The organism is Neobacillus driksii, assembly GCF_013409995.1.
Classification (GTDB): Bacteria; Bacillota; Bacilli; order Bacillales; family Cytobacillaceae; genus Neobacillus; species Neobacillus driksii.
Genome location: NZ_JACCBX010000014.1, coordinates 21,734 through 47,777 on the forward strand (window position 1 = coordinate 21,734; position 26,044 = coordinate 47,777).

The following is a 26,044-nucleotide window of genomic DNA, read 5'->3' on the forward strand; positions in this document are numbered from 1 at the left end:
TATAGATTTTATCAAATACCTCTAGAGCATATACGCTTTAGGGGTATTTTAATTGTAATGTGATAAAATAAATTAATTCTTTTATTTGAGGTAACTATTATGAACAAACGTGATTTCATTGCTGATGATATCCTAAGCAAGATTTATCAAAATAAATACAAAACTGGTGAAAAAATGCCTACAGAAAGGGATCTAGCTACACAATACGAGGTATCGCGTTATACCATTCGAGAGGCATTAAAAAAACTTGTTAATATTGGATGTATCAAAATTGTTCAAGGATCAGGAATTTTCGTAAATGAAACAAGATATAAAAGTCCATTAATTTATAATTCATTAACCGAAAATAAATTTAAAGATATTCAATCTGAAATTATCTATTTAAAAAAGATTGTACCCGATAAAAACTTAGAAAAGATTTTTGATATAAACGGACATCACGCAAAATTATGGGAATATAAACGGGTTCGGATTGTTAACTACCACAAAATGCAAATTGAAACCACAAGATTACCTTATTCTTATTTTCCAGATCTAAATGAAGAAGAAATAAAAAAATCTGTGCATGATTATGTGCAGCAATGTGATTATCAAATCTCTCACTTCATCACAACCTATACTCCTGTAAATGTTACGAAAGAGGATGCGGCACTTCTTAACTGTAAAAAAGGGGTGGCTGCAATGAAAATAATAAATAGAGGAATTCTTCAAAACGGTAAAGTGTTCGAATATAGCGAAATGATCAATTTGGATTATTCGGTTTCTTACTTTACACCTTTTAACCCTTATAGTCATAAATATAGAAAAAAATAAAAAACCGATGCCTGTAATCGACAAGATTTTTTCTGGAAAACAGGTAAAGGTTCTTTTTTATCGGTATTAAGGCGTTTTTAATCAAACGTTTGATTAGTAGAATTCGAGTTAATTAATCGTTTGATTAGAATTACATTACGTGCTTGATAATACTGCGTTTGCTTATCTTTTGCAGGAAGAAAATTGTTGAGAAGACGATGTAGTGAAAACAGTCATTTTATATAAAGGAAGGGGTATCTTGCACCATGGTGTAAGATACCCCTTTTTTAAGAAAGATGTTTCCTATCCAATATAAAAAATGATTCACCGTATACAAAAAGATGGCTGAAATCCTCCATATTTCCTTTTGTTTACTTTAGTATTCTCCTTTAATAACAAAAAACGAGCCCCGAATGGTTCCAGCTAGTTTAGACTTCTGCCTAGCAAACTTAAACTTCCCTTCTAACTCCTTTGGTACATCCATCCCCTCAGAAAGCTTAAAACCAACGGCCCGTTTCGGCTTAGGGCCATCAAGTGTATACAGGACGTTGACTGCAAGACCATCTTCATAAAAAACGAAAGCCCAATTGATATTTTCCACTTGAAAACGCGACGTTTCTAAAGGTTTAGCCGCAAACTCAATATCACGTTCTTTTTTCAAAATTTGGTTCACATAATCAAGGGTCTCCTGGCTTTCGCTAGCTGGTACAACCGTAAATTCATGCTTGTATTTGTTCATAAAGTAACGAGCTTCATTCGCGCGTAAACCAGCGAGCGCATCTGCTACAGGTGAAGACTCTAAACCGACCGTAGATACATTTTTAAAATCAACGATATAGGACATTTCCAACTCTCCTTATATCTTACTATTTCCTAACAACCGGAATCCACATTTCACCAAAAACTAAACCATTACGCTGCCCCATCTCAACCGATGCATTAGGCCCGCCAACATAGGCGACATCCTTTACTTCTGGCAGGACTTGACCGAAGGCAATACCAGTTAGCATATTACTTAACTCTTCAGACGTTTCCGCTTCCCCTTTTACAACGATGTATTCCCCTTTTGGAAATTGGATTATTCTTGTTGCCTCTGGTAGTGATTTCTCTGTCATGACGCCAGCATAATGCATCATCTTGTTATTCACCGCTTCGTTCACGACAAAAATGTAGTCATTAGTGGCTACGGCTTTTAAGGTTTCAAGCGTTCCATCTTGTTTGACAGCCGTCCAAAAGTCTGACTTTTCCTTCATAATGCCAGCATAATCTGTATAATCGCTCTTAAGCTCGGTTCCAAAACCTAATACGGTAAAGCTATCTTTTTCTTCTAAAGTATAATTTGTCATATTCAAAACCTTCCTTTTTTTTTTAAAATGAATCAAATGATTTGTGTTTCCACTTGATGAGTTTATAATAGCTTTAAATCATGTCAAAAAGTGATACTATTTAGGAGGTGCGTAGCAGAATGAAAAAAGTTGAACGAATTAATATCATTATGCGGTATATCAACAATCGCGCCCACTTTACGATTTCTGAAATCATGCGGGAATTTGACATCTCTCGTTCGACAGCTATTAGAGATATCAAAGAAATTGAAGCAATGGGTATGCCGCTTGTCGCTGAAGTTGGAAGGGATGGGGGTTATTTTGTCATGAACAACTCTGTCCTGCCCACTGTACGCTTTACCGATAATGAAATTAAAGCTCTTTTTATTGCCTTCATGGCCACAAGAAATCAACAACTCCCCTATCTAAAGAGTCGTCAGTCGTTAGCTGAAAAATTACTTGGACTCATCTCAGAAAATCAGCAGGATGACCTTGTCCTTTTAAATCAAATCTTGCTTTTTGAGGGAACTAACCCGAATAATCCCGACCTACTCGAGCTTTCAGACCTTCCCCATCCCATTTTAGAAAAACTCATTCAGTTCCTTCTTATGGATCGGTATTTATTGATTACTATGACAGAAGAGAATGGAATAAAGCCTTACCCCATTTATCTCTTGAACCTTTTTCGTGAAAAAAGCATGTGGCTAATTGAAGCTTTTGACTTAAAGGAAGAAAAGAAGCAGATTTTTAATGTCGACAATCTCACCAATGTTGAGCCCTACCCAACGAAAAAAAGATTAAGTAAGAAAAAGATAGTAGAAAAACTAAGTAAGCAGGAAGAAGTGATTAATCTTGTTCTTGAACTAGGACCAAAAGCGATAGCTCAGTTTAAAAAATACCATCCTTTAAAAGTATCACTTTCCTATACGAATCCCTATCAAGCCACAGCTATTCTAAAGACATTCATCAACGTTACTAATCCCGAAGAATTGTACGAAATGACAAGTTGGCTGCTTTTCTTAGGTGAGGATGTCAAGGTAAGGGAAGTGCCGGAAGAAGTCTTAGAAGGTTTACAAGAGAGATTATGTTTATTTTGCTCATAAGCAGTGCTAATTAAACCTTATTTAGATACAGTACGTTGACCTTATCATTATATTTTAAATGTATATATTATGGTAAAATATACCTGAACTGAAAATCTGGGAGGTTCTATATGGATGTTATTGAATATCTTCAGATCAGACATGAACGATATACCGACCAAAGACCGATAAATGAAAAGCCGGCTGGACAATACTATAACCGATTAATAAATTTACAGAAGAAGATTTATAACGGGAAAAAGTAATAGATGAATAAATGATTAAAAGGATAAAAAGTCATTATAAAGATACAACGAATCATTATCCTAGGACAATCAATTATTATATTGAATATTTGAATTACCTAGAACAAGTTATATCGAAAAGGACTGATAATGGAGATGGATAAACGAGATCTTGTTCAATATTTTGTTGTAAATCAAGACTTAAAAATGTCGACAGGTAAAACAGCTGCACAAGTGGCTCATGCTGCAACTGTAAGTACGATTAACCTAATGTCCTCGCAATCTCCATTTCATGAAAAGCATGATGATTTCGTGGAATGGGTACAGAGTGGAATGAAGAAAATTATATTAAAGGGTAAACAAACCGAGCTTGAAAAGTTAGAAAAAAGAGGATTTTTCAGTATTCGTGATAGTGGCTTAACCGAGGTTAAATCGGGTTCTTTAACTGTTATTGCACTTCCACCGATGGTAAAGTCAGAAGCGAAGGAAATCATCGGGCACTTAACTCTACTTAAAAACTAGAACATTGGGGACGGTTCTTGCGGCATTTTTTTAATATTTCCAATGAACCATGAGAACCGTCCCTGTGGTATATGTGTGAGATTATTACAAAAGGGGTTTGTATGAAGGAGATTACGAATAGTTTAAATAAAAAAATATATTATATTGTGGCGTGGACTGTAATCGCTATTATGATATCTGGTTTGTTGATTGATAACCCGCGTTTTGGTGAATTTGGGGTTGTTTACATATCCCACAGTATACTGGTGGTTATTTTGTCTGTGTGTTTACTGCTTTATCCTACTAATGGTAGTGCTATTCTAAGATTGACCATCATAATCGTTGCATCGATTTATTTTTACATACTTTTTCTTTTTTACCCAGAAACTTCTTCTACCTTTGTTTTTCTATGTTTTATTCCAGCACTTTCTATATTATATTTTGATTCAAAGCTATTTTATTTTTCCTTGTTATTAAACTTTATATCAATAATGATTATATATGGATATATCCTGTTGGTTGATGGACTGCAATATCCCTTTATTGAAGAGGATCCAATTGGAAATTTCTTAAACTTTGTTGCGAGTCAGATTATTGTCTATTTTATTTTTTATTTAACGAATGGAAGAATTAAAAAACAACAACTATATTATGAACAAATCCAACATTCTGAGCGTTTGAAGACAACGGGTCAGCTTGCAGCTGCTGTTGCACATGAAATTAGAAATCCATTGACGGTTGTGAAAGGTTTTTTGCAACTATTTGAGAATGATTCTTCCTATTGCGTTGACCGGCAAGAGCAGTTTACTTTAATGATTGATGAGTTAAATACGGCTGAACAAGTTATTTCACAATTTTTATCGGTTGCTAAACCAGATAAAGAGAATGTAACTGAAAAGGTTAATGTAAAAGTGGTTCTCCAGAGTGTAACGGATTTGCTTCATTCCTATGGACTTTTACATGATAATCGGATTGAACTAAAAGTAACGGAAGATTGTACCATCTCAGCTAACACTATTGAATTTAAACAATTACTCATAAATATTATTAAAAACGCAATCGAGGCTTCCAATATTGGTGATCAAGTTCTTGTGACAGCTGGAAGGGAAAAAGACTTCGTTGTCATTCAAGTAATTGATCAAGGACAAGGAATGTCAGAAGAGCAAGTTGCATCATTAGGTACTCCTTTTTATTCATTAAAAAGTAAAGGAACTGGATTAGGGATGATGATTTGCTTTAACATTGTGGAAAAATTTAATGGCACGATTAACTTTCAATCCTCAATAGGTCATGGAACTGCAGTCACGATACGTTTTCCCACTTCCAAACCTTCCTAGTAATCTTTGTTACTAGTTATCACAGGAGAACCGAGGTCGTTTTTTTGTATATAAATATCCGAAATGTTATTCATGTATTAAGTTAAAATAGAATTATACATAATATTATAATTATGAGGCTAATGGAGCAGAAAAAAGGGGTTATAGTTTGGATAAGATTGCTGTTATTGCAGATATTCATGGTAATATTCCTGCATTATAATCAGTCCTTCAAGATATTAGAACCAGAGGAATTAAGAGGATTATTTGTCTAGGGGATTTAGTTGGGAAGGGACCACAATCGAGTCAAGCAGTGGATATGATAAAACAGTATTGCGAAATCACGGTCAAAGGTAATTGGGATGATTTCATCACAAGGCCAAATGTATCAGAGACAATCCAATGGCATCAAAGTAATTGACGTCTGAGCAAAACCATTATTTAGAATCACTTCCATTTTCATATGAATTTATTATGAGTGGAAGATTGATCAGAATGTTTCACGCTTCGCCAAGAAGCTTAAATGAAAGGATTCATCCTTGGGACCCATTAGAGTCCAGATTAAGATTATTTGAGAACACGCTACATACCCAGAATATAATAGGGATTAGGGAACCAGATGTTATTTGATATGGAGATATACACAATGCATATATTCAGAATTTGGAAGGGAGAACTTTATGTAATGTAGGGAATCCCCTTAAGATTCCACAAGCTTCCTATGCTATTTTGGAAGGGAACTATGGGGAGGAATAATTGAGGATTTTCTCAATCCAACTTGTTCGAGTTCCTTATAATATTGAATTGGCTATTAACCTTGCAAAAGAAGTAAGGATGCCGGAACTTGAACCCTATATCAAGGAACTAACGACTGCTAAATATCGTGGCTTATAACACCATGGGGACGGTTCTTGGTGTCACTTCTTGAGTTTTTCCACGATAAAGATTGATTTAGAGGGAAAATATTCGATTTAATTAATCATTTAATTAAATTTATTACTGGAAACTAGATAGCAGGAAAGCAAAATCGCTATATGGTTTAAACCACTAGTGATTTGTTTTTTTTATAAAATAGGATATTTTGACGAATTATTTCCCTGAAAATGATGAATATTGGAGTATCCTGTAGTGAGATCAATTGAATTCACTTATAATATAATAAGAAATGAACCAAGTGAAGATATACTCATGATACAGTTTAGTGATTTACAAGATAAGCACCAAATATAGAAGATAAACAAAGACAAGCCAGTGATCGTTTCGATCGCTGGCTTATCTTTGTTCCATGATAATAACGGTAAAAACGCTTGCTTTTCTTCAGAAATTTTGAAGAATTATTCCTTCGATTAGAGGGTTCACGTAATGGAGCAAATAAGGTACTATCTTTGTGAGTAGGTGAAGAGATTGAAGGTTTGGCTTTAAAGAATGATTTTGAGGGGAACTGACCATTTATCGTTTAAACCAACATTCTTGAATTTATGCCCATATAGCTACCAAAACATCAGCTTTACAGGAAAATTTCACTATAAAACTGATTATTGCTGCTGGAGATATTTTAACCATACAGAATGCTTCAGTATCAGGTATGGGGTATCTAAGGCCATAAAAAGTACCTATTCAAATTTTTATCTATTTGTTATAACAACTTAAAAGGCCGAGGGGGTTACGTATTGAAGAGAGTTGAAATGGAAGAGCTGGGAATAGAAAATGTTCGAGTTTTAAGAAGCTCTGGTTTTGACGGATTTGAAATAGAGTTTTCGGTCAGCGGGCAGACCTTTGTTTTTATGGTAGGAAATTCTAGGAATCCCTATCCACTGAGTGTTAAGCACCAATTTAGTAAGCAAGAAAATTGCAGTTTATGTGGAAAAATTATTTATCCAGCACCCATTGGGCACCAATTGTGTATGTATTTCCAAAATAATAGACAGCAGCTGCTCGAGTATTTTAGTCGGTATATTCCAACTGAGCGGTAAAAAGGAAAAGGTATAATTCCACGAACATTTGGGGAATTATACCTTTTTTAGCGAAATATTTACTTATTCGTAATTTCTTTCGATTACAAAATGGGCCAAATCACCACGAAAGATTGTTTTCGAATATTCTATGATTGTCCCGTCATTCAAATAGGCAAGGGTATCGAGAGAAAAACAGGGATCACCTATATGGATATGGAGCTTTTCTACTGATGCTTCATCAGCGATAAAAAGCTCCAAGGTTTCAACGGTCTTACTGATTTTTAAATTAAATTGGGAAGCCAAAAGCTGATAGAGTGAATTTTGACAAGCTTGTTTATTTAAACCTGGTGTTTTATACCAGGGCAAATAGGCGGTTTCATATTGAATAGGCTCTTCATTTACAAATCGAACCCTTTCAAGCATATTAACAGGTTGACCTACCTCTATTTTTAGAAGGTCGCTAAGATATTCGTCCGCTGGAATAACTTCCAGTTCGAGAACTTTTATAGACGGGGTTTTACCCTGCATCGTTATTTGTTCAGCGAATTTTTCAACCGTTGTTGTTAATTTTTGTTTAACTTTATTTGCTGAAACAAAGGTCCCGCTTCCCCGTTTACGGTATACATACCCTTCCGCACTAAGCTGCTGTAATGCAGTGCGTACTGTTGTCCTGCTTACTCCATACTTGTCACAAAATTCAGCTTCAGTTGGCAGCTGGGTATGAGGTTTATATTCTCCACTGTTGATTAATTGAATGATTGCATCCTTCACCTGCTGATGAAGAGCACCACTATCCTTTAATTCTTCCATCATATCGATCCTCCCTAGTAACTATAGATTATCAGAAAAGCCGTAAGAATTGTATCTATAAGTTCAATTTAAAATAATTTGTCATAACATTTAAAAAAATGTATTGAATTTATTCTTAATTGTTATTACAATGAGATTACAGTAATTTATGGTAAGCGTTTACATCTAGGGAGGTGGGGCAACCTTCAGCTCTAATCAGGTTGTGTACTAGTGATGAATTGGATTACTATTTAATGCCATTATCTTATTTTGAAACCATTTTCTATTTTAGGGGGTATTTTAAATGAAAATCTTATTGTGTTGTTCTGCTGGAATGTCTACAAGTCTTTTAGTTTCTAAAATGGAAAAAAGTGCGCAAGCGGAAGGGCTGGATTGTACCATCTGGGCTGTTGGTTCGACAGAGGTTCAGGAGCAAATCGAAAAAGCGGAAGCGGATGTATTGCTGCTAGGTCCACAAGTTCGTTTTATGCTATCACAACTTAAAGCGGCTGGAGAAAAGAAGGGTATTCCAGTTGATTCCATTAACCCTATGCACTATGGCCTTTGCAATGGAGAAGAGGTATTGAAGCAAGCTATTAAGCTTATAAAAGGGGAATAGGGATATGATGAATTTTATAGATAAATATATTATGCCGTTGGCTAATAAACTAGGTAACAATAGGCATCTGCTTGCCATTCGTGACGCATTAGTGGGAATGATTGCGATCACGATGATTGGGTCATTAGCCGTTTTATTAAATAACCTAGGTTCAGTACCTGGTATCGGGAAACCCTATCAAAATTTAATGATTAGCATTTTTGGAGAAACATGGACGACACTTGGAGGAGATATTTGGTGGGGAACACTAGCATTTATGACAATCTTTGCTGTGTTCGGAATCTCTCATAAACTTGCTAAATCCTACGGGGATGATGGTTTTGAAGCAATGCTTGTTGCTGCCGCATCTTTCTTTGTGTTAATACCTCAGGTTGGAAATGTAACCATTACTCCGGAGGGTGGTGAAGCCGTTACAGGTGGAGCATGGGGCTTTATCAGCTGGAACTATTTCAGTGCAACGGCATTATTCACAGGGATTGTTGTGGCAATCGTAGCAACTGAAATTTTTGTTCGTTTAGCAAGAGTAAAGAAACTCGAAATTAAATTGCCTGATGGAGTACCGCCGGCAGTTGCCCGCTCGTTTGCAAAGCTTCTTCCGGGAATGGCTACCATCTTCATCATCGGATTGTTTGGTTTAATTTTGCGTAAGTTCATCAGCAACGGTGCTTACTTAAATGATTGGTTAAATACCGTTCTAGTAACCCCGCTAACGGGTGCAGTTGATTCCCTGCCGTTTGCTATTTTAATTGTAGGGCTTGTGCACGGCTTCTGGATGATTGGTCTTCATGGTCCGAATATTCTTGGCGGAATTACCACTCCTTTAATGACAAAGCTTGGCCAAGAAAACTTGAACTTGTATGCACAAGGAGTTAAAGATCTAAGTGAATATAATATACTTTCAGGTGCCTTTTTAGATGCATTCGTTTATCTAGGCGGATCAGGTGCAACGTTGGGTTTAATCGTTGCTATGTTTATTGCTGGCAGAAAACGCAATAAGCAATTATTGGCTCTAGGCACGCCTCCTGGAATATTCCAAATTAACGAACCAATCCTTTTCGGTTTGCCAATTGTTTTAAACCCAATCTGGTTTATTCCGTTTATTCTTGGTCCAATTTTAATGACAGTGACATCCTATTTATCTATTAGTCTTGGACTTGTACACCCAGTAGTTGCTGATATACCTTGGGTAACGCCAGCGATTATTGGAGGCTTACTTGCAACAGGAGGACATATTTCAGGTGCCGTATTAGCAGCGGTTAACTTAGCGATTTCATTCGTTGTTTATCTTCCGTTTGTCATTGCTCAAGGAAAAATGGATGCGAAAAAAATAAAGGCTGCAGAGAATAAATCTGATACGTTAAACATGTAATCGATTAAAACTATATTTCTAAAAAACTGCTGCCCTGACATTTTGACTTTATAAGTGCTCAGGGCTTTATTTTTAAAGGTTTCAAAAATTCAGGGAAACAATTCCATAATTAGAGGTGTGCAGACTTATGACAACAGGATTGAAAATTGTAACAATCGGTGGTGGTTCTAGTTATACACCAGAATTGATTGAAGGATTCATTAAGTACCATAGTGACCTTCCAGTTCGTGAAATTTGGCTAGTAGATGTGGAAACAGGGAAGGAAAAACTTGAGATTGTCGGAAACCTTGCAAAAAGAATGGTAAAAGAGGCACGGGTTCCGATTGAGATTCACTTAACATTAGACCGAAAAGAAGCATTAAAAAATGCAGACTTTGTTACCACTCAATTTCGAGTAGGTATGCTTGCGGCACGTGGAAAAGATGAGAGTATTCCTTTAAAGCATGGGGTTCTTGGCCAGGAGACAAACGGGCCCGGAGGATTGTTAAAAGCTCTCCGTACAATCCCTGTAATCCTCGATATTTGCCGTGAAATGGAAGAGTTATGTCCTGATGCCTGGCTTATTAACTTTACAAATCCGGCAGGAATGGTTACAGAAGCCGTACTTCGTTACAGCAATATTAAAAAAGTAGTTGGATTGTGCAACGTGCCTATTGGAATGGAAATGGGCGTTGCAAAATTATTAAATGTTGACCATAGCCGTGTCAGAATTGATTTTGCAGGATTGAACCATATGGTATACGGCTTAGATGTTTATGTCGATGGAGTATCCGTTAAGGATGAAGTTATTTCTTTAATAACAGACCCGGAGAAAAGTATTACAATGCAAAATATTCATTCTATGGGCTGGGAGCCTGAATTCTTGCAGGCGTTGAACGTTTTCCCATGTCCATACCATAACTATTATTATAAGTCTGGCGACATGCTTGAAAAAGAGTTGAAGAATTTTAAAGAGGGCGGCACACGTGCCGAGGTCGTTAAAAAGCTTGAAGACGAACTGTTTGAATTATATAAAGATCCTAATTTAGCTATCAAGCCGCCGCAGTTAGAACAACGCGGAGGAGCTTATTATAGTGATGCAGCCGTAAGACTCATTCATTCCATGTATACGGATAAACGAGATATCCAGCCAGTAAATACAATTAACAGAGGGGCAATCGCAGGTTTGCCTTATGAGTCGGCAGTAGAAGTAAGCTGCGTTATTACGAAGGATGGTCCAAAACCAATCACGATGGGTGAACTTCCTGTTGCAATCAGAGGTCTTGTCCAATCAATCAAGTCATTTGAGCAAGTTGCGATTGAGGCAGCTGTTACGGGTGATTATGGGACGGCTTTGCTTGCCATGACGATTAATCCCCTTGTACCTAGTGACCGTGTAGCGAAAATCATTTTAGATGAAATGCTTGAAGCACACAAAGCATATCTGCCGCAGTTTAGTTATTCTATGGTTTGATTATTTAGCTTGCAGGCAGTTCCTTAATTGGAACTCCTGTAAGCCAAATTTATCTTAAAGAAATGGAAGTTTATTTTGGGAGGAAAGAATAGTGGAGAACTTAGAAACGGTTATTTTTCAGATCATCTTACATGGCGGTAATGGAAAGAGTTCAGCTATGGAGGCGATTCAGGAAGCAAAAAAGGGCAATTTTGCAGGAGCGGAAGAAAAATTAAAGGAGTCATCTGCAGCATTAAACGAGGCTCATCACATCCAGACCTCTCTCATTCAGGGAGAAATTAGGGGAGAAAAGACGGAGATTTCTCTGTTAATGGTTCATGCCCAGGACCACTTAATGAATGCCATCACAATGAGGGATTTGGCTTCGGAAATGGTTGATTTATATCGTGCTATTCATTTACCTGGAACATTAAACTAAAAGGGGTTTATTATGATTACTTTAATCGTTAATGCAGATGATTTCGGGCTTAGCCGCGGAGTAAACAACGGAATCGTCGACAGCTATTTATACGGAATTGTAAACTCCGCAACGATGATGATGAATATGCCGGGGACAGAACATGCGATTGAATTGGTAAAAAAACACCCAGGTTTGCGCGTCGGGATTCACCTTGTTCTGACGTGTGGAAAACCATTATTAAGGGATGCACCTTCATTAGTGGATGAAAATGGGGACTTTAAGAAATTATCCTACTTAACGAGGACAAAGGACCTTTCGCTGGAGGAACTGGAAAGAGAATGGACAGCCCAAATAGAAAGATTTTTAGCTGCGGGTCTCAAGCCGACGCATTTTGACAGTCATCATCATGTACATACGATGGAAGAATTGCAGCCAGTGGTACAACGATTAGCAAAAAAATATAACTTAGCTGTAAGAACAAATGGAAGCACGAAGATTGCAGAGGTAGAAGCATTCTCAGACCTATGTCTTTTTGATTTTTATGGAGAAGGTGTAACAGCGGAATATTTTCTAAGTCTGGCGGATCGCCTAGAAGATGGAAAAATGGTTGAAATTATGTGCCATCCCGCATACTTGGACAATACCCTTTTAAACGTTTCATCCTACACCCATACCCGATTAATGGAGCTTGATATATTGACGACTGTCAAATTGTCTGACAACCTAGCCCTATTGTAACATTGGATTAACCATTTGATCGCGTAAAACAGCAGTTGTTCACAGTTTCCAATAAAAATCAAAGATCCTTTTTCTTTCATTAATAAAGAGGAAATTCTATCTTTAATGCGGGAAATACGGAAATACACCACATATTGTTTTTAAACAAATTCAACAAAAATTATAGATAAGCTATAAAAGATATTGTATTAGGTTGCGAAGAATAAAACTATCAAAAAAACCGCCAATTAAGGCGGTTTCAGACTGTCCACAAATCTGAATATAATGGATAAAAGTTAATTAAAGTTATTTAATTCAAATTGCGGTATTACAATTTGAAACTGAGTTCCTGAGGGTGTACTATCAATAATTTGGATATCGCCTTTATGTTCAAGAATAATTTTTTTTACAAAAGGTAAACCAAGCCCCATTCCTCCAGTTTTTGAAGAAATAAAAGGATCAAAAATACTTTCCCAATTTTGAGGAGGAATCCCTTTTCCGTTATCATACATATTAATTATGATATTACCGCCAACCAAATCAGTTTCTAGTTCTATTATTCTAGACTCGAGGTTATCAGGGAACGCTTCTGTACTATTGATAATTAAATTAATAAACACTTGTTGAAGATAAGTTTTATTAACAAATGCCCTCAATGTCCTGTATTTTTTATGAAATTTCACTTCCACTCCATTTTTCTTTAATATTTCATTTGATAACGAAATAGAGGATAAAATAATGGCATTAATATCCTCCATCTTAAGTTCCATTTTTGAGTATTTCATATAGTCTTGATAATTATTAGTCAAATTTTCCAATTGATCGGTGGCATTTTGGATCATTGCTAATGAATTAACTGCATAATCGCTACCAGAAAAATTTTGGTTGAGGAGCGCTGCAAATCCTTTTATTACTTGTGTTGAATTTTTAATCTCATGAATTAGGCTACCTGCTAAATTTCCAGTGTAGTCTAACTTTTTTTGCCTTTCTAGTAGGTTATTATAATCCATTATGATTAAAGTGTTGAGTTTTATAAATGATAACATAATGATTACTGAAAAAATTATGACGCCGATACTGCTTACTATAACCCCGGTACTAGGAAGAAAATTGATAAAGCCTGTAAAGAACAATGAAAGTGAACAAATTGAAAAAGTCTTTAAAAAGTTCTTCATATATTGATTTAATATTTTTTGAGACACAATAAAAATAAATAATAAAAATACGATAAAACTACTCATATGGAGTACAAATATCCACGATAAATTTCCATACTCCGGAAAATAAAATGTAATAGAGGAATGGAAGGTTTGTCTGACTACTAATTTCTTTATGCCAAATGAAGTCCAATTAACTACATAGACGACCGTACTCCAAATTAATAGAACTACAAACGCTTTTCTTGAAAAGATCACTCTTAAAATAAAATTAAAAAAGTTTCTATCCTTAAAGGTTGTAGTGTGTTTATTGATAATAATATATGTGATATAAAAAACGACTGGAATTGAAAAGATAGTGGAGATTCTTAGTAGCCGGAAAATAAATAATATAGTATCTTCACTTAGTACATCTTTAAAATAAAGAATGCTAACATCTAGTTGCCAGACGCTAACTATTCCCATATATATTAAAAGCCAATAGGATAATTCAGAGCCTTTATATAGATTTCTTATACCGATTGCTAGAACAATTGGTATCATTGCGATAGCACAAATTAATAATCCTATTATCATATAGGTTCTCCTTGTTGTAACTTTCTATTTTAACAAAAAATACTATTTTATTAATACTATTTTACTGGGTTTGTCCCGAAAAAAAAATGTACTTAGCTTGATTAATGCATAAAGTTCGTTTTTTTTTTTTTAAGATTTTTCGGCAAGTGGATAGTGTGCTACGGCTTTCTCAAAGTCTGGTTTAATCATTGTCCTTCTTGTAGTATAGTAATAGGCATAACTCACAACCAAGTTTTAGGAGGACAAGCTTTGTATAAATTAGTTGCAATAGACATCGATGGAACGCTGATGAATGATCGAAAAGAAATAACAAAAGAAGTAAATGATGCCATCCAAGCTGCGAAAGCAAAAGGAGTGAAGGTGGTAATATGTACTGGTAGGCCAATCGTCGGTGTCCAATCGATTATTGAGGAATTGAAATTAAATGATGAGGATGACTATGTAATTACCTTTAATGGTGCCCTTGTGCAAAATACTCACTCCAAAGAGGTAGAATCCCAAATCACTTTAACCTATGAAAACTTAAAAGAAATATACGAATTAAGTCAAAAGATCGATTCACCACTCCATTTTTTTGATACAGAAAATCTTTATACACCGAATCGAGACATAAGCCCTTATACGATTCATGAAGCCCATATCAATGGAATTTCTCTCCATTACCGGACAATTGAAGAAGTACCAAAGGATATGCTTATACCCAAAGTGATGTTTATCGATGAACCGGACCGTTTGAATCAAAACATGGCAAACATACCTGAATCATTCTGGGAAAAATATACCTTCGTGAAAAGCACTCCGTTCTTTTTAGAAATCCTTGACCCACGAGTCAGCAAGGGAAATGCAGTCAAACAACTGGCTGAAAAACTTTCAATTAAACAGGAAGAGGTCATCTGCATTGGGGATGGCGAGAATGATCTAAGTATGATTGAGTATGCTGGCTGTGGAGTGGCAATGGCTAATGCAGTATCAGTCGTAAAAGAAGTAGCTCAGTTCCATACATTATCTAACAATGAACATGGAGTTGCCTATGCAATTGAAAAATTAATATTGGAAACGAAATAGTAATAACATAATAAACCCATTTTTTTTATCTAGACGGGCTCCATTTTTCCCTTCCTTGTATATGATATCGTGTATTGGCATCTAGGTCTCAGTGCAAATGAAAGGAAGTGTTACAATGGATAATATGATTCCGTCACATACTATGGGGGCGAATGTACTTCCCCAGCCTCAAATGCATTACGGCTATGCGGCTCCTTGTTTTCAAACACGTGGATGCGACAGTTTTATCATTATAATCGTGTTGTTTATTTTATTAATCATTATTGGTGCTTTTGTTTTCTGCGATTAATGCGGAACCATTTACGGTTTTTCTTAAATAAGCTTATTCAGGATACGAATGAAGGGGAGACGAATGCAATCGTCTCCCTTCAATTATTTTGTCTGATATTGAATTACATACTTAAATTAATGGACCACTATGTGGTCCGTTGCTGCTTATTAATGAACAGCCACAAATCGTTTTCGATTCTTAAATTGATAGAAAATAGCAACTGCCCATAATCCGATAATGAGAGAGTAAGCCAGCGTCGCTAAAGAAACTGGTAATCCAACTGTTTTAATAATGGTCATTGAATTGGTAAGGATAATAAATCCGCCCACTAACACTCCTAACAGATACGAAGGAACGATTCTTACAAGCCAAGCGGCTATAGGTGCCGCAATCACTCCGCCGATCATAAAAGCGATGACCCATTGCCATTGGTACTGATCCACCCCTAGGAACAAGATGAAGCCTAGTGTTGCTGATACGGCAATGGCAAATTCACTTGTATCTACTGTGCCAATGACTTTTTTAGGGGAAATCCCATTTTTTGCAATCAAAACGGGAGCAGTGATAGGTCCCCATCCTCCGCCTCCAACGGCATCAAAGAAGCCGCCAACCATACCAAGTGGTGTTAAAAATTTACTTGAAAAGGGTGAACCTTGACTTTTAGAAGAATGATTGAAAAATAGAAATCGGATGAGAATGTACAATCCTAAAACGATTAAAAATACGGAGATAAACGGTTTGAGCTTATCCCCAGGCAGACTGCTTAGAAAAGCTGCCCCTATAAATGCACTAATTGCACCAGGGATGGTTAGTCTCCATAGAATTCTTTTATCAACATTTTTAAACCATAAATGTGATGCCCCTGATGCCGCAGTGGTGGCGATTTCAGCCATATGAATGGAAGCGGAGGCAGCAGCTGGTGCGATTCCGAACATTAATAGTAATGAGGAGGATGTTGCCCCAAATCCCATTCCCAAAGACCCATCAACTAGTTGGGCCAAAAACCCAATTACAGAAAAAATAATTAATTTATTCATCCTCAACCTCCTCAAAACCAAGTAATCTTATATGGATTATAAGTTATGGTTGAAATTTTGTAAATATTTATTTTTTGAACATTTTTATAAGTTATATTATGTAGATTTGAAAGGAGAAACAGACGGGAAAAGCTACTGTTTCAACTTTTGAATACAGTGGCCTCTTTTTGTAATTAGAATCTATTAAAATGTAATGGATTACATTTTAATAGATTCTAAATGATTCGAGTGAATCAGCCGGCTTATTTTATTGAAAATTATGTATTGACAGATTATTTGGAAAACATTACTATAAAAATGTAATCGATTTCATTATAAAACCTTTCATGAAATCAAAGAAAGAAGGACAGGAAGATGGCAAACATCCAGCAGGTAGCGAAACAAGCAGGAGTTTCTGTTGCAACCGTATCGAGAGTACTAAACGGGCAAAATACCGTATCTGCAAAAACAAAAATGAGAGTCGAAGAGGCTATTAAAAAATTAAACTATGAACCAAGTCTTCTTGGGAGAAACTTAAGAACTTCAGAAAGCCGGCTTCTCTTAATCTTAATTCCGACCATCTCTAATCCATTTTATTTAGAAATTATTAAAGGAATTGAACAGGTTGCCATTAGTCAAAATTATAACATTCTCCTTTGTGAAACCGATTCTAACCCTCAAAAGGAGAATATATACTTCGACCTAGTCCGAAAGAAGATGGCAGATGGAATTATTACGATGGATCCGGCAGTTAATGTTGAAACACTGAAAAAGTTAGCAGAAAATTATGCAGTTATACAATGCAGCGAATATGAAGAATGCACGGGTATCCCGTATGTAACCATTGATAACGAGGAAGCTTCTTACCGGGCAGTCAAGCATCTAATTCAAATCGGACACCACAAAATTGCGCTTATGAATGCCGATGAAAAATATTTATTTGCCCGCCTGCGAAAAATGGGTTACAAACGTGCATTAGAAGAGAATGGAATCACCTTGAAAAACGAATATATCATCTCTACCTCAAATTTAGGATTTGAAAATGGACAGTATGCTATGAAAAAAATCTTGAATTTACAAGACCGGCCAACAGCTGTGTTCGCCGTCTCCGATTTATTAGCCATTGGGGCGCTCAAAGAAATCAATATTGCTGGTTTGCATGTACCCAATGATATTGCCGTCGTAGGCTTTGATAAGATTGATTTTTCAAATATGACAAACCCGACTCTTACCACCATCGCTCAACCGATGCGCAAAATGGGAAACGTTGCAGCGAGAATGTTGATTGAAAAAATAAAAGGCGAAGAAGTGGAAAGTATCATATTGGATCACGAATTAGTCATACGAGAGTCTACATCAAGATAAATGCGCTAAGATTAGCGCTCTGCTATTAATACTTTAATAGTAGACCGCTGACCTTAGATGTGAATGTAATCGGTTACAGTACATATCGGGAGAGCCTTTTAAAAAAACAAAGGGGTGAAGGGTTTGAAGAAATTATTAGTATTCATGTTGTCTTTGGTAACAATGTTTGGTTTGGTAGCATGTAACAGCGAAACAGGAGGTTCCGAGGGTGGTAAAGAGGATGACACACTAAAAATCGGAATTTCTTTACCATCTGCCACACATGGTTGGATGGGAGCATTAATTGATAGTGCTGAAAAGCAAGCAAAGGCACTGAAAGAAAGTGACGGCATTGAGTATGTGATGACAAATGCGGCGGATCCAAATAAACAAGCAAATGACGTGGATGATTTAATCGCTCAAGATGTAGATGTTATCGTCATGCTTCCAATTGAGTCTGCAGCACTTTCTCCAGTAGGGCAAAAAATTAAAGATGCAGGGATTCCTTTAGTCATTGTAGACCGTGAGCTTGAAAATGACGCAGCTACTGTGGTTGTAAAAGGGGACAACGAAGGAATCGGTGTAAATGCTGGTAAATACTTTGTTGAAAAGCTAAATGGAAAAGGAAAAGTAGTTGAAATCACTGGTCCGCCAAGTTCCGTTACTGAACAACGTGGAGCGGGCTTTAAAGAAGCAATGGAAAACTCCGATATTGAGATTATCGCTTCACAAAGTGGTGATTTTTCAACGGAAAAATCATTAGAAGTTATGCAAAATATCCTGCAAGCGCACCCTGAAATCGACGCGGTGTTCACACAGGATGATGGAATGGCTCTTGGTGTACTCCAAGCGATTAAAGAAGCTGGACGTAAGGATATTCAATTCGTTACAGGTGCTGGCGGAGGTAAGGCTGTATTTGAAGACATGAAAAAGGACGGCTTAATTACAGCAACTTTCTTATACTCACCAACAATGGTTGAGGACGCGGTTAAAATCGCAGCAGACATTGCGAAAGGTAATAAACCAGCAGAATCAATGGTCGTGAAAGAAGCAACTCAGGTGACGAAAGATAACGTCGATGAGTTCTATGATCCAGAGTCAAAATTCTAAATAAGTGGTGGAGATACAGGCAGTGTATCTCCACTTTTCCTAAAAAGGTGGGATGAAGAGCATGACTACAAGTCCTTTTTTGATAATGAATAACATTGAAAAAGCGTTTAACGGTGTACCTGTATTGAAAAAAGTATCGCTTACCGTCGTGGAGGGTGAGATTCATGCTTTGTTAGGCGAAAATGGTGCCGGAAAATCTACGCTGATGAACATTTTAGGTGGTGTTCATCAACCCGATCATGGATCCATTCAGATTAATGGTCTGGATGTAAGAATGTCTAATCCAAGAGTATCTCAGGATCAGGGAATCAGCTTCATCCATCAAGAACTTAATGTGGTAGCTGACCTCAGAGTCTATGAAAATATGTTTTTAGGTTCAGAGCTTCGGAGTAAACTTGGTTTTTTAAAAGTAGAAGAGATGTGCCGGCAAACGAGTGAAATTTTAGCCAAGCTTGGTGTGGATATCAATCCGAAGGAATATGTTAGAAATCTAGAAACCTCTTATAAACAATTAATCGAAATTTCAAAGGCGCTGCTACATAAATCGAAACTGATCATAATGGACGAACCGACAACCTCGTTAGCGGAACATGAAGTCAAACGTTTATTCGAGTTAATGAGGAACCTAAAGAAATCAGGCGTGTCCATCATTTATATTTCTCATAAGTTAAAGGAAATCAAGGAAATTTGCGACACGTATACGGTGTTACGTGACGGAGAACTAGTGGGGACTGGCAGTATTGAAAATGAAAATTTAGATACGATTACAAAACTTATGGTGGGTAAATCGATTTCTCAAGAGCGTTTAGTTCAAAAGCATTCGTTTGGACCTGTCGTTTTAGAAGTGAATGACTTAAGTAGTCAAGGATTATATAAAAATATTACCTTCACCCTCAGAAAAGGTGAAATATTAGGCTTTACTGGCTTAGCTGGTGATGGCCGAACAGAGCTTTTTGAAAGCTTATTTGGATACCGGAAAAAATACACTGGTCAAATTAAGATTAATAACCAGCTGGTAAAAATAGATCACCCACGAAAAGCGTTAGAAGCAGGACTGGCACTTGTTCCGAAGGACCGGAAAGAAAATGCAATTATAAAGGATTTAAGCGTTATTCATAATATGAGTTTATCGTCTATCGGGCATTTTGAAAAAGCTGGTTTTATCCAAGAGAAGAAAGAGAAGGACAGATTCCACTACTATAAGGAAAGGCTTAACATTAAAGTTCATAATCCCCGGATTACCATCGATAAGTTAAGCGGTGGTAACCAACAAAAAGTCATTATTGCTAAATGGCTAGAGGTAGATACAGATATTATTATTTTCGATAATCCAACACAAGGGATTGACGTTGGGGCGAAGCACGAGATATATCAGCAAATTGTGTCACTTGCCGAACAAGGAAAAGCCGTGATTATCTTATCCTCAGAGGCACCGGAAGTACAAAAGGTTTGTCATCACATCTATGTCATGTACCAAGGGGAAATCACAGCACGGCTTAAGGGAGAACAAGCAACAGAAGATGAAATTATGAGTTATGCAACAGGTTCTAAAAGGGAGGCCGAAAAAATTGGCTAATGTTAATACAATCAAACAACCAAATCCGCAAACCTCATCAACAAAAAGTCGCCTCACTTGGCTATGGTCCGAGTATAGCGTCATTATTGCCTTCTTAGTTATTTTTATGGCAGCAGCGGTAATGAATCCTAGATTCCTAGATATTAATAATCAATTGAATATCTTAATGCAAGTTTCCATCATTGGCATTGTGGCTTTAGGTATGACGGTTGTAATGCTTTCTGGCGGGATTGACTTATCGGTGGGATCGGTGCTGGTATTCGTCGGTGTCATTTCCGTTTTAGCAATGAATGCTACAGGTAGTATTTTCGTTGCTATCTTAACGGCTTTAGTAGTAGGTTCCTTCGCAGGATTTTTAAATGGATTAATGGTGGCTAAAGGTAGAATTGCTTCGTTTATAGCGACATTAGGGATGATGGCTGCAGCAAGATCGATCGCCTTATATATTGCAGAAGGTGGCAGTATTTCAGGAGAGGTTTCAGGTTTCACAGTCATTGCGAATAGTAACCTCTGGATTTTTGATTTTCCAGTTATTATTTTCTTTGTTATGACAGCACTTGTTTATGTATTAATGCATAAAACTCGATTCGGGCGATATGTCTATGCCCTTGGCAGTAATGAGAAAGCGGCACTTCTTTCAGGTATCCGAGTTGATCGGGTGAAAATTGGTATCTATAGCTTGGTAGGATTACTTGTGAGTGTAGCGGCTATCATTGAAACGTCTCGATTAAACTCGATTTCTTCTTCAAGTTCAGGCGTTCAATATGAACTTGATGCGATTGCTGCCGTTATCATTGGCGGTACAAGAATGACAGGTGGTCGTGGTAAGATCATGGGTACCTTTTTTGGGGTACTAATCTTAGGTATTCTGAACAACATGATGAACTTAATGAACGTTTCTCCACACCTCCAAGGATTTGTTAAGGGATTAATCATCATCATTGCCGTAGTATTCCAAAAGAGAGAGTAGGAGGGAATTCATTGGGTATTAAAGTAGGAATTATTGGTTGTGGTACGATTACTAAAGTACGCCATGCCCCCGAATACAAAGCAAATCCCTATGTGGATGAAATCATTTTTTTTGATCGGAATTTAGAACGTGCAACTGCACTTGCGAACGAGTTCGGTGGACGTGTAGCTCAAACAGTTGAAGAATTACTGACCGATCCAACGGTAGAAGTCATCAGTGATTGCTCTTCTAACGAATTTCATCATGTTTTTTCAACCAAGGCATTACTCAGTGGAAAGCATGTTTTATGTGAAAAACCTATTTCTTTAACGGTTGAGCATGCAAATGAAATTGTCGAAGCTCAAATGAAATCTGGGAAAAAATTAATGGTGGATCATAATCAGCGATTTACGCGTACCCATCAAAAGGCGAAAGAAATCATTAAAAATGAAGAGCTCGGGAAAGTCCTTACCTTTCGAACCACATTTGGACACTCTGGACCAGAACAATGGAGTGTCAATAAATCAAACTCTACCTGGTTTTTTAAAAAGGAACGTTCCAGTCTTGGTGTGGCGGGAGATTTAGGAGTTCATAAGGTTGATCTGCTGCATTATTTATTAGATGATGAAATCGAGAAAGTTAGTGCCTTTCAAGGTGCTCTCGATAAAATTAATGAACATGGTGAACCCATTGAAGTATGCGACAACATCGTATGTAGTTTAAAGACGAAAAAAGGTCGTCTTGGTACTGCTTCCTTTTCTTGGACCTATTATGGAGAAGAGGATAATAGTACCATCATTTATTGTGAAGAAGGTATTTTAAAAATTTATCATAGTAATCAATACCAATTAGAAGTCATCCAAAAAAATGGCGAGAGGGTTTATTACAAACTAGAAAGCATCCAAACGAACGATAATCAAACCAATAGTGGTGTTATCGATGCTTTTATTGATTGTATTCGTCTTGAGCAGGAACCCATTGTGACCGGAAATGATGCCCTTTCCTCACTAAAAGTGATTCTAGGGATTATGGAAGCAGCTGAAAAAGGTAGTGTTATTACGATTTAACTAAATAACTGACGAGAAAAAGCCACTGTTTCAGCATCTGAACACAGTGGCTTTTTTGCGAGCAAGAGAGCAATGGGACGGTTTTTGTTGCCGCCTGAGAACCGTCCGTCTGGTTTCAGAACGAGCCCCAGTGATTTCTTAGTTGAAAATAATTCTCAATTAGCTATTGACATAATTTATCTGAAAATATAACATATTTTTGTGATAATGATAATCATTTTCAGTTAAACAACACTAAGGGGAGCTGATAATAAGAGTTAACTGGCGATGTTTCAAATATGCTAGACGTTCCACTGTACATATTTTTTATAAAAGGAGACAAAAAGGATGCAAAAGTTACGTTTAATTTCTATTATGTTCACATTGATTTTCTTATTAGCTGCGTGTGGAAGCGCGGAGGAAACGAGCAAATCTTCAGGCACTGAAGGAGAAAAAACAGAAGAAGTAGCAAAAGAAGTTAAAATCAAACACGAATATGGAGAAGTTACGATTGAAAAGAACCCTGAGAAAGTAGTTGTATTCGATTTTGGTGTGCTTGATGCATTAGATACATTAGGTGTAGACATAACGGGTCTTCCACAAGCAATCGTTCCTAAGACGTTAGAGAGAAATATGCAGGTTCTGAATATACCAACGTTGGAAGCTTAAAAGAACCTGACTTTGAAGCGCTGCATGAATTACAGCCAGATGTTATTTTTATTTCAGCAAGACAAGCGGAGTTATATGATCAATTTGCAGAAATAGCTCCAACAGTTTTTGTAGAAGTAGATTATGCTAACTACATGGCCTCGCTCGAAGAGAATTTCAAACTCTTAGCTGAAATCTTTGAAAAAGAAGACGTACTTGATGCAAAAATGAAAGAGCTAAAAGCAAGCATTGATGAATTAAACAAAGAAGCCTCCGCCTCTGACAGCAAAGCATTAATTTTATTAGCGAACGAAGGAAAAGTAAGTGCATTTGGTCCTGCATCACGTTACGGATTTGTACATGATGTATTTGGTTTCAAAGCAGTAGACGAAAACCTTGAAGTTTCACAGCACGGTCAAAGTGTCTCGTTTGAATATATTTTAGAAAAAAATCCTGATGTTTTATTTGTTATCGACCGTTCAGCCGCTATTGGTGGAGAAGTAGGAGCGAAAGATACCATTGAAAATGAATTAGTACAGAAAACAAATGCATATAAAAATGGAAAGATTGTCTACCTAGACGCAGTAAACTGGTACATTGCAGGGAATGGGATTGCTTCAACACAATCCATGGTCGAAGAAGTGAATGCGGCTTTAGAATAGGTAGAACTTACCGGTTGGGGGATCAGGTCAAGCAACAGAGATGATGAATAGACGGAGAAATTCCGCTTAATTTGAAAATATTATCAAAAAAAGCTCAAATAGACGGAGAGATTCCGCCTATTGACTTGAAAAATTCAAAAAGGGGAGATTTTGCTTTGAATAAGCGGAAAAACTCCCCTTATATACCCCGAAACGATCTCCATTCTGTATTTAACCGGAAAATCTCCGCTTATACTACTTTTGCTGGTTACTCGATTAAGGACAAGACATCTTATTTAAAAAGGAGTGAGTTTAATCTTTTTATCATTGATATAACATCCAACGGCCAGGCACCATCTAGGTAATGTCCAAAACGATTTAGCACGTAAAAAGGAAACTCGGCACTTAAAATTAAAATTTGGAACGTAAGTCCTGATACCGTATTGAGTATTAGGACTTCTTCATTAATTTCATTCCAAATGTTAAGATTTCAAAATTATTTTTAAGAATAAATCCATAATTTTTTTTATGGTCAATGATAATATCTTCCGCTAAATGGCTAATCACCAATGGGTCGATTAGGATTGTAATGGCTCCGGCTTTAAAAATTTCCTCATTATTTACCTGCTCAACCTGAGCAAGTTCGTACATGTACGTGGCACCTCAACCAGTTGTTCGGATTTCATTAATCTTAATGGTAGGCTCTTCACCCAGTACATTTATCAGCTGTTGCTTTGCGTCGATCGTAATAGTAACTTCCATTTTTTCACCTCAAAGTAATTTTACCCTATCCTTAGCAAGTTAAACTAGAAATATTTATCCTAATTTTTCGAAGATTGATAGTTTCTATATATGTAGAGGAAGGATTCGATGTTGTTATTAGTGAAAGTTCATAAAAATGAAATAATATGAAAATTACTGGAAATAACGAGTAAATTTCAATTTTATTTACAAAAAATCGACGTTTAATAGTATTATAAATAAAATATTTTGAAAGAAACTGAAAAAATATGAAAAAAATCATTGAATATTTGGAATCGTGCTGTTAAAGTATTAATCAGAAAGCGTTTTCTAAATTCAATTTTTGGAGTGGTTATCAATGAAGTTAGCAACAAGGATAAATTCGGTTCTCCCAACTGTTAATAATGATATTTTACAGGCAATTGATTTGGTTTCGAAAGTTGATGGTATCACTTCTGTTGACCTTAATTTTCCGGAACACTTTGAACAGTATACGGTCACTGAAGTTTCTAGAAAGTTGCAAGATACTGGGTTAGAAGTTAATGGACTAGCTTTAAGATTTCGCAAACATTTTATAAATGGAGAATTGGGAAATAGCAATATCGAAATTGCAGAGGACGCATTAAAGTTATGTTATCAAGCAGTAGATGCTTGTCGAGACCTTAATGGTAAGGTCATCACACTTTGGTTAGGATTTGATGGGTTTGATTATCCATTTCAAATGGACTACCCAAAAGTATGGAGTCAAGTGAAAGAGTATATAAGAAAAGTTGCAGATTATGCTCCTGATTTACAGATTAGTATCGAATACAAGCCTTATCAAGAAAGATCTTATGCATTCATTGATAGTATCGGTCTTACCATGTTAATGGTTAATGAGATTGATAGAGAAAATGTTGGTGTAACGGTTGATTATTGTCACATGTTGATGAAAAGAGAAAATCCGGCATATGGTTTAAGCATTGCGACAGAGAGAAATAAGTTATTTGGCGTACATATTAATGATGGATATGGTCAGCATGATGATGGCCTAATGGTTGGAACGGTTTCATTCATGCAAACATTAGAATTTATGTATTACCTTAAGAAGGCTAATTATGATAGCGCTATTTATTTCGATACCTTTCCGGTAAGAGAAGAACCTTTAGCAGAGATTCAACAAAATGTACAAATGATTCAAGAAATTAATAGATTGATAGATTCAGTGGGGATGAGTTATATAGAGAATGTAATTAGTAAGAATAGCGCGATTGAAGCAAGACAGCTATTTTTTCAATTTTTACAAAGTACGAACCCAACTGTAACAGCAAAATAATAATAGAAGGTAAATAGGAGGGTTAA

24 protein-coding genes and 3 pseudogenes are annotated in these 26,044 nt (G+C 36.5%); 21 read left to right on the forward strand and 6 right to left on the reverse strand.

Annotated elements, in window-relative coordinates; genetic code table 11:
• Positions 1 to 99: 99 nt before the first annotated feature.
• Positions 100 to 813 (forward strand): GntR family transcriptional regulator, encoded by a 714-nt coding sequence (locus F4694_RS25370; protein ID WP_179602704.1) that lies wholly within the window; start codon positions 100 to 102, stop codon positions 811 to 813.
• 355 nt (positions 814 to 1,168) lie between these two features.
• Here F4694_RS25370 and F4694_RS25375 read toward each other — a convergent pair whose 3' ends face one another.
• Both F4694_RS25375 and F4694_RS25380 read right to left on the reverse strand, forming a co-directional pair.
• Entirely contained in the window at positions 1,169 to 1,636 is a 468-nt protein-coding gene (locus tag F4694_RS25375; protein WP_179602705.1) for a phage tail protein, read from the reverse strand.
• 22 nt (positions 1,637 to 1,658) lie between these two features.
• On the reverse strand, positions 1,659 to 2,138 hold the full coding sequence (locus tag F4694_RS25380) for a GyrI-like domain-containing protein (protein ID WP_179602706.1): 480 nt from the start codon (positions 2,136 to 2,138) through the stop codon (positions 1,659 to 1,661).
• Positions 2,139 to 2,257: 119 nt separating this feature from the next.
• On the opposite strand from F4694_RS25380, the gene F4694_RS25385 reads away from it, so the two are divergent.
• From F4694_RS25385 to F4694_RS25405, 6 genes and pseudogenes are all read left to right on the forward strand, one after another.
• Positions 2,258 to 3,220: a helix-turn-helix transcriptional regulator gene (locus tag F4694_RS25385; RefSeq protein ID WP_179602707.1), complete on the forward strand. Its 963-nt coding sequence runs from the start codon at positions 2,258 to 2,260 to the stop codon at positions 3,218 to 3,220.
• A gap of 110 nt (positions 3,221 to 3,330) precedes the next feature.
• On the forward strand, positions 3,331 to 3,465 hold the full coding sequence (locus F4694_RS32455; protein WP_257029392.1) for a hypothetical protein: 135 nt from the start codon (positions 3,331 to 3,333) through the stop codon (positions 3,463 to 3,465).
• Positions 3,466 to 3,600: 135 nt separating this feature from the next.
• Positions 3,601 to 3,966, forward strand: coding sequence for an aminoacyl-tRNA hydrolase (locus F4694_RS25390; RefSeq protein ID WP_179602828.1), 366 nt, complete (start codon positions 3,601 to 3,603; stop codon positions 3,964 to 3,966).
• A gap of 101 nt (positions 3,967 to 4,067) precedes the next feature.
• Positions 4,068 to 5,282 carry a sensor histidine kinase gene (locus F4694_RS25395; RefSeq protein WP_179602708.1) on the forward strand — a complete coding sequence of 405 codons (1,215 nt, stop codon included), beginning with the start codon at positions 4,068 to 4,070 and terminating at the stop codon, positions 5,280 to 5,282.
• A 148-nt stretch (positions 5,283 to 5,430) separates the two neighbouring features.
• A pseudogene (locus F4694_RS25400) lies at positions 5,431 to 6,155 on the forward strand (metallophosphoesterase family protein).
• A gap of 776 nt (positions 6,156 to 6,931) precedes the next feature.
• The gene (locus F4694_RS25405; RefSeq protein WP_179602709.1) at positions 6,932 to 7,234 is read left to right on the forward strand and encodes a hypothetical protein; all 303 of its coding nucleotides are present in this window, start codon (positions 6,932 to 6,934) and stop codon (positions 7,232 to 7,234) included.
• Between the two features lie 63 nt (positions 7,235 to 7,297).
• Here the strand turns inward: F4694_RS25405 and F4694_RS25410 are convergent, their stop codons facing one another.
• Positions 7,298 to 8,029 (reverse strand): GntR family transcriptional regulator, encoded by a 732-nt coding sequence (locus tag F4694_RS25410; protein WP_257029393.1) that lies wholly within the window; start codon positions 8,027 to 8,029, stop codon positions 7,298 to 7,300.
• Positions 8,030 to 8,309: 280 nt separating this feature from the next.
• On the opposite strand from F4694_RS25410, the gene F4694_RS25415 reads away from it, so the two are divergent.
• The 5 genes from F4694_RS25415 (at position 8,310) to chbG (ending at position 12,584) form a co-directional block, all read left to right on the forward strand.
• Positions 8,310 to 8,624, forward strand: a complete 315-nt coding sequence (locus F4694_RS25415) for a PTS sugar transporter subunit IIB (RefSeq protein WP_179602710.1) — start codon at positions 8,310 to 8,312, stop codon at positions 8,622 to 8,624.
• Between the two features lie 4 nt (positions 8,625 to 8,628).
• The gene (locus tag F4694_RS25420; RefSeq protein WP_179602711.1) at positions 8,629 to 9,993 is read left to right on the forward strand and encodes a PTS sugar transporter subunit IIC; all 1,365 of its coding nucleotides are present in this window, start codon (positions 8,629 to 8,631) and stop codon (positions 9,991 to 9,993) included.
• 127 nt (positions 9,994 to 10,120) lie between these two features.
• A complete protein-coding gene (locus F4694_RS25425; protein ID WP_179602712.1) occupies positions 10,121 to 11,446 on the forward strand; it encodes a 6-phospho-beta-glucosidase in 1,326 nt (441 codons plus the stop codon).
• An 88-nt stretch (positions 11,447 to 11,534) separates the two neighbouring features.
• Positions 11,535 to 11,864: a PTS lactose/cellobiose transporter subunit IIA gene (locus F4694_RS25430; protein WP_179602830.1), complete on the forward strand. Its 330-nt coding sequence runs from the start codon at positions 11,535 to 11,537 to the stop codon at positions 11,862 to 11,864.
• Between the two features lie 12 nt (positions 11,865 to 11,876).
• Complete coding sequence (gene chbG, locus F4694_RS25435; protein ID WP_179602713.1) at positions 11,877 to 12,584, forward strand: chitin disaccharide deacetylase; 708 nt, start codon at positions 11,877 to 11,879, stop codon at positions 12,582 to 12,584.
• Positions 12,585 to 12,859: 275 nt separating this feature from the next.
• On the opposite strand, the gene F4694_RS25440 is transcribed toward chbG, so the two are convergent.
• A complete protein-coding gene (locus tag F4694_RS25440) occupies positions 12,860 to 14,296 on the reverse strand; it encodes a sensor histidine kinase (RefSeq protein WP_179602714.1) in 1,437 nt (478 codons plus the stop codon).
• 249 nt (positions 14,297 to 14,545) lie between these two features.
• Here F4694_RS25440 and yidA point away from each other — a divergent pair, with 249 nt between their 5' ends.
• Together yidA and F4694_RS25450 are read left to right on the forward strand one after the other, a co-directional pair.
• Positions 14,546 to 15,361, forward strand: a complete 816-nt coding sequence (yidA, locus tag F4694_RS25445) for a sugar-phosphatase (protein WP_179602715.1) — start codon at positions 14,546 to 14,548, stop codon at positions 15,359 to 15,361.
• A 172-nt stretch (positions 15,362 to 15,533) separates the two neighbouring features.
• On the forward strand, positions 15,534 to 15,650 hold the full coding sequence (locus F4694_RS25450) for a YjcZ family sporulation protein (protein ID WP_179602831.1): 117 nt from the start codon (positions 15,534 to 15,536) through the stop codon (positions 15,648 to 15,650).
• A 149-nt stretch (positions 15,651 to 15,799) separates the two neighbouring features.
• On the opposite strand, the gene F4694_RS25455 is transcribed toward F4694_RS25450, so the two are convergent.
• On the reverse strand, positions 15,800 to 16,669 hold the full coding sequence (locus F4694_RS25455) for a sulfite exporter TauE/SafE family protein (RefSeq protein ID WP_179602716.1): 870 nt from the start codon (positions 16,667 to 16,669) through the stop codon (positions 15,800 to 15,802).
• Positions 16,670 to 17,020: 351 nt separating this feature from the next.
• Between F4694_RS25455 and F4694_RS25460 the strand changes: the two are divergent.
• The 6 genes and pseudogenes from F4694_RS25460 to F4694_RS25485 all read left to right on the forward strand — a co-directional run.
• A pseudogene (locus F4694_RS25460) lies at positions 17,021 to 18,013 on the forward strand (LacI family DNA-binding transcriptional regulator); the annotation flags it as partial.
• A gap of 114 nt (positions 18,014 to 18,127) precedes the next feature.
• Positions 18,128 to 19,102, forward strand: coding sequence for a substrate-binding domain-containing protein (locus tag F4694_RS25465; RefSeq protein ID WP_307307411.1), 975 nt, complete (start codon positions 18,128 to 18,130; stop codon positions 19,100 to 19,102).
• 85 nt (positions 19,103 to 19,187) lie between these two features.
• Positions 19,188 to 20,678 (forward strand): sugar ABC transporter ATP-binding protein, encoded by a 1,491-nt coding sequence (locus F4694_RS25470; protein ID WP_257029394.1) that lies wholly within the window; start codon positions 19,188 to 19,190, stop codon positions 20,676 to 20,678.
• Entirely contained in the window at positions 20,671 to 21,648 is a 978-nt protein-coding gene (locus F4694_RS25475; protein WP_179602720.1) for an ABC transporter permease, read from the forward strand. Before F4694_RS25470 ends, F4694_RS25475 begins: the two co-directional genes overlap by 8 nt.
• Before the next feature lie 11 nt (positions 21,649 to 21,659).
• Positions 21,660 to 22,694 (forward strand): Gfo/Idh/MocA family protein, encoded by a 1,035-nt coding sequence (locus tag F4694_RS25480; RefSeq protein WP_179602721.1) that lies wholly within the window; start codon positions 21,660 to 21,662, stop codon positions 22,692 to 22,694.
• Positions 22,695 to 23,021: 327 nt separating this feature from the next.
• Positions 23,022 to 23,983 (forward strand): annotated as a pseudogene (locus tag F4694_RS25485) (siderophore ABC transporter substrate-binding protein).
• A 429-nt stretch (positions 23,984 to 24,412) separates the two neighbouring features.
• Here the strand turns inward: F4694_RS25485 and F4694_RS25490 are convergent.
• Complete coding sequence (locus F4694_RS25490) at positions 24,413 to 24,613, reverse strand: hypothetical protein (protein WP_179602722.1); 201 nt, start codon at positions 24,611 to 24,613, stop codon at positions 24,413 to 24,415.
• Between the two features lie 448 nt (positions 24,614 to 25,061).
• Between F4694_RS25490 and F4694_RS25495 the strand changes: the two genes are divergently transcribed.
• Positions 25,062 to 26,018: a sugar phosphate isomerase/epimerase family protein gene (locus F4694_RS25495; protein ID WP_179602723.1), complete on the forward strand. Its 957-nt coding sequence runs from the start codon at positions 25,062 to 25,064 to the stop codon at positions 26,016 to 26,018.
• Positions 26,019 to 26,044 lie beyond the last annotated feature (26 nt).

What these genes read in the sequence shown, in the direction of transcription:
- F4694_RS25440 (WP_179602714.1), bottom strand. Translation starts at nt 14,296, where the DNA reads ATGATAATAGGATTATTAATTTGTGCTATCGCAATGATACCAATTGTT.
- F4694_RS25420 (WP_179602711.1), top strand. Translation starts at nt 8,629, where the DNA reads ATGATGAATTTTATAGATAAATATATTATGCCGTTGGCTAATAAACTA.
- F4694_RS25410 (WP_257029393.1), bottom strand. Translation starts at nt 8,029, where the DNA reads ATGATGGAAGAATTAAAGGATAGTGGTGCTCTTCATCAGCAGGTGAAG.
- chbG (WP_179602713.1), top strand. Translation starts at nt 11,877, where the DNA reads ATGATTACTTTAATCGTTAATGCAGATGATTTCGGGCTTAGCCGCGGA.
- F4694_RS25425 (WP_179602712.1), top strand. Translation starts at nt 10,121, where the DNA reads ATGACAACAGGATTGAAAATTGTAACAATCGGTGGTGGTTCTAGTTAT.
- F4694_RS25470 (WP_257029394.1), top strand. Translation starts at nt 19,188, where the DNA reads ATGAATAACATTGAAAAAGCGTTTAACGGTGTACCTGTATTGAAAAAA.
- F4694_RS25385 (WP_179602707.1), top strand. Translation starts at nt 2,258, where the DNA reads ATGAAAAAAGTTGAACGAATTAATATCATTATGCGGTATATCAACAAT.
- F4694_RS25395 (WP_179602708.1), top strand. Translation starts at nt 4,068, where the DNA reads ATGAAGGAGATTACGAATAGTTTAAATAAAAAAATATATTATATTGTG.
- F4694_RS25490 (WP_179602722.1), bottom strand. Translation starts at nt 24,613, where the DNA reads ATGTACGAACTTGCTCAGGTTGAGCAGGTAAATAATGAGGAAATTTTT.
- F4694_RS25455 (WP_179602716.1), bottom strand. Translation starts at nt 16,669, where the DNA reads ATGAATAAATTAATTATTTTTTCTGTAATTGGGTTTTTGGCCCAACTA.
- F4694_RS32455 (WP_257029392.1), top strand. Translation starts at nt 3,331, where the DNA reads ATGGATGTTATTGAATATCTTCAGATCAGACATGAACGATATACCGAC.
- F4694_RS25380 (WP_179602706.1), bottom strand. Translation starts at nt 2,138, where the DNA reads ATGACAAATTATACTTTAGAAGAAAAAGATAGCTTTACCGTATTAGGT.
- F4694_RS25375 (WP_179602705.1), bottom strand. Translation starts at nt 1,636, where the DNA reads ATGTCCTATATCGTTGATTTTAAAAATGTATCTACGGTCGGTTTAGAG.
- F4694_RS25390 (WP_179602828.1), top strand. Translation starts at nt 3,601, where the DNA reads ATGGATAAACGAGATCTTGTTCAATATTTTGTTGTAAATCAAGACTTA.
- F4694_RS25450 (WP_179602831.1), top strand. Translation starts at nt 15,534, where the DNA reads ATGCATTACGGCTATGCGGCTCCTTGTTTTCAAACACGTGGATGCGAC.
- F4694_RS25370 (WP_179602704.1), top strand. Translation starts at nt 100, where the DNA reads ATGAACAAACGTGATTTCATTGCTGATGATATCCTAAGCAAGATTTAT.
- F4694_RS25415 (WP_179602710.1), top strand. Translation starts at nt 8,310, where the DNA reads ATGAAAATCTTATTGTGTTGTTCTGCTGGAATGTCTACAAGTCTTTTA.
- F4694_RS25495 (WP_179602723.1), top strand. Translation starts at nt 25,062, where the DNA reads ATGAAGTTAGCAACAAGGATAAATTCGGTTCTCCCAACTGTTAATAAT.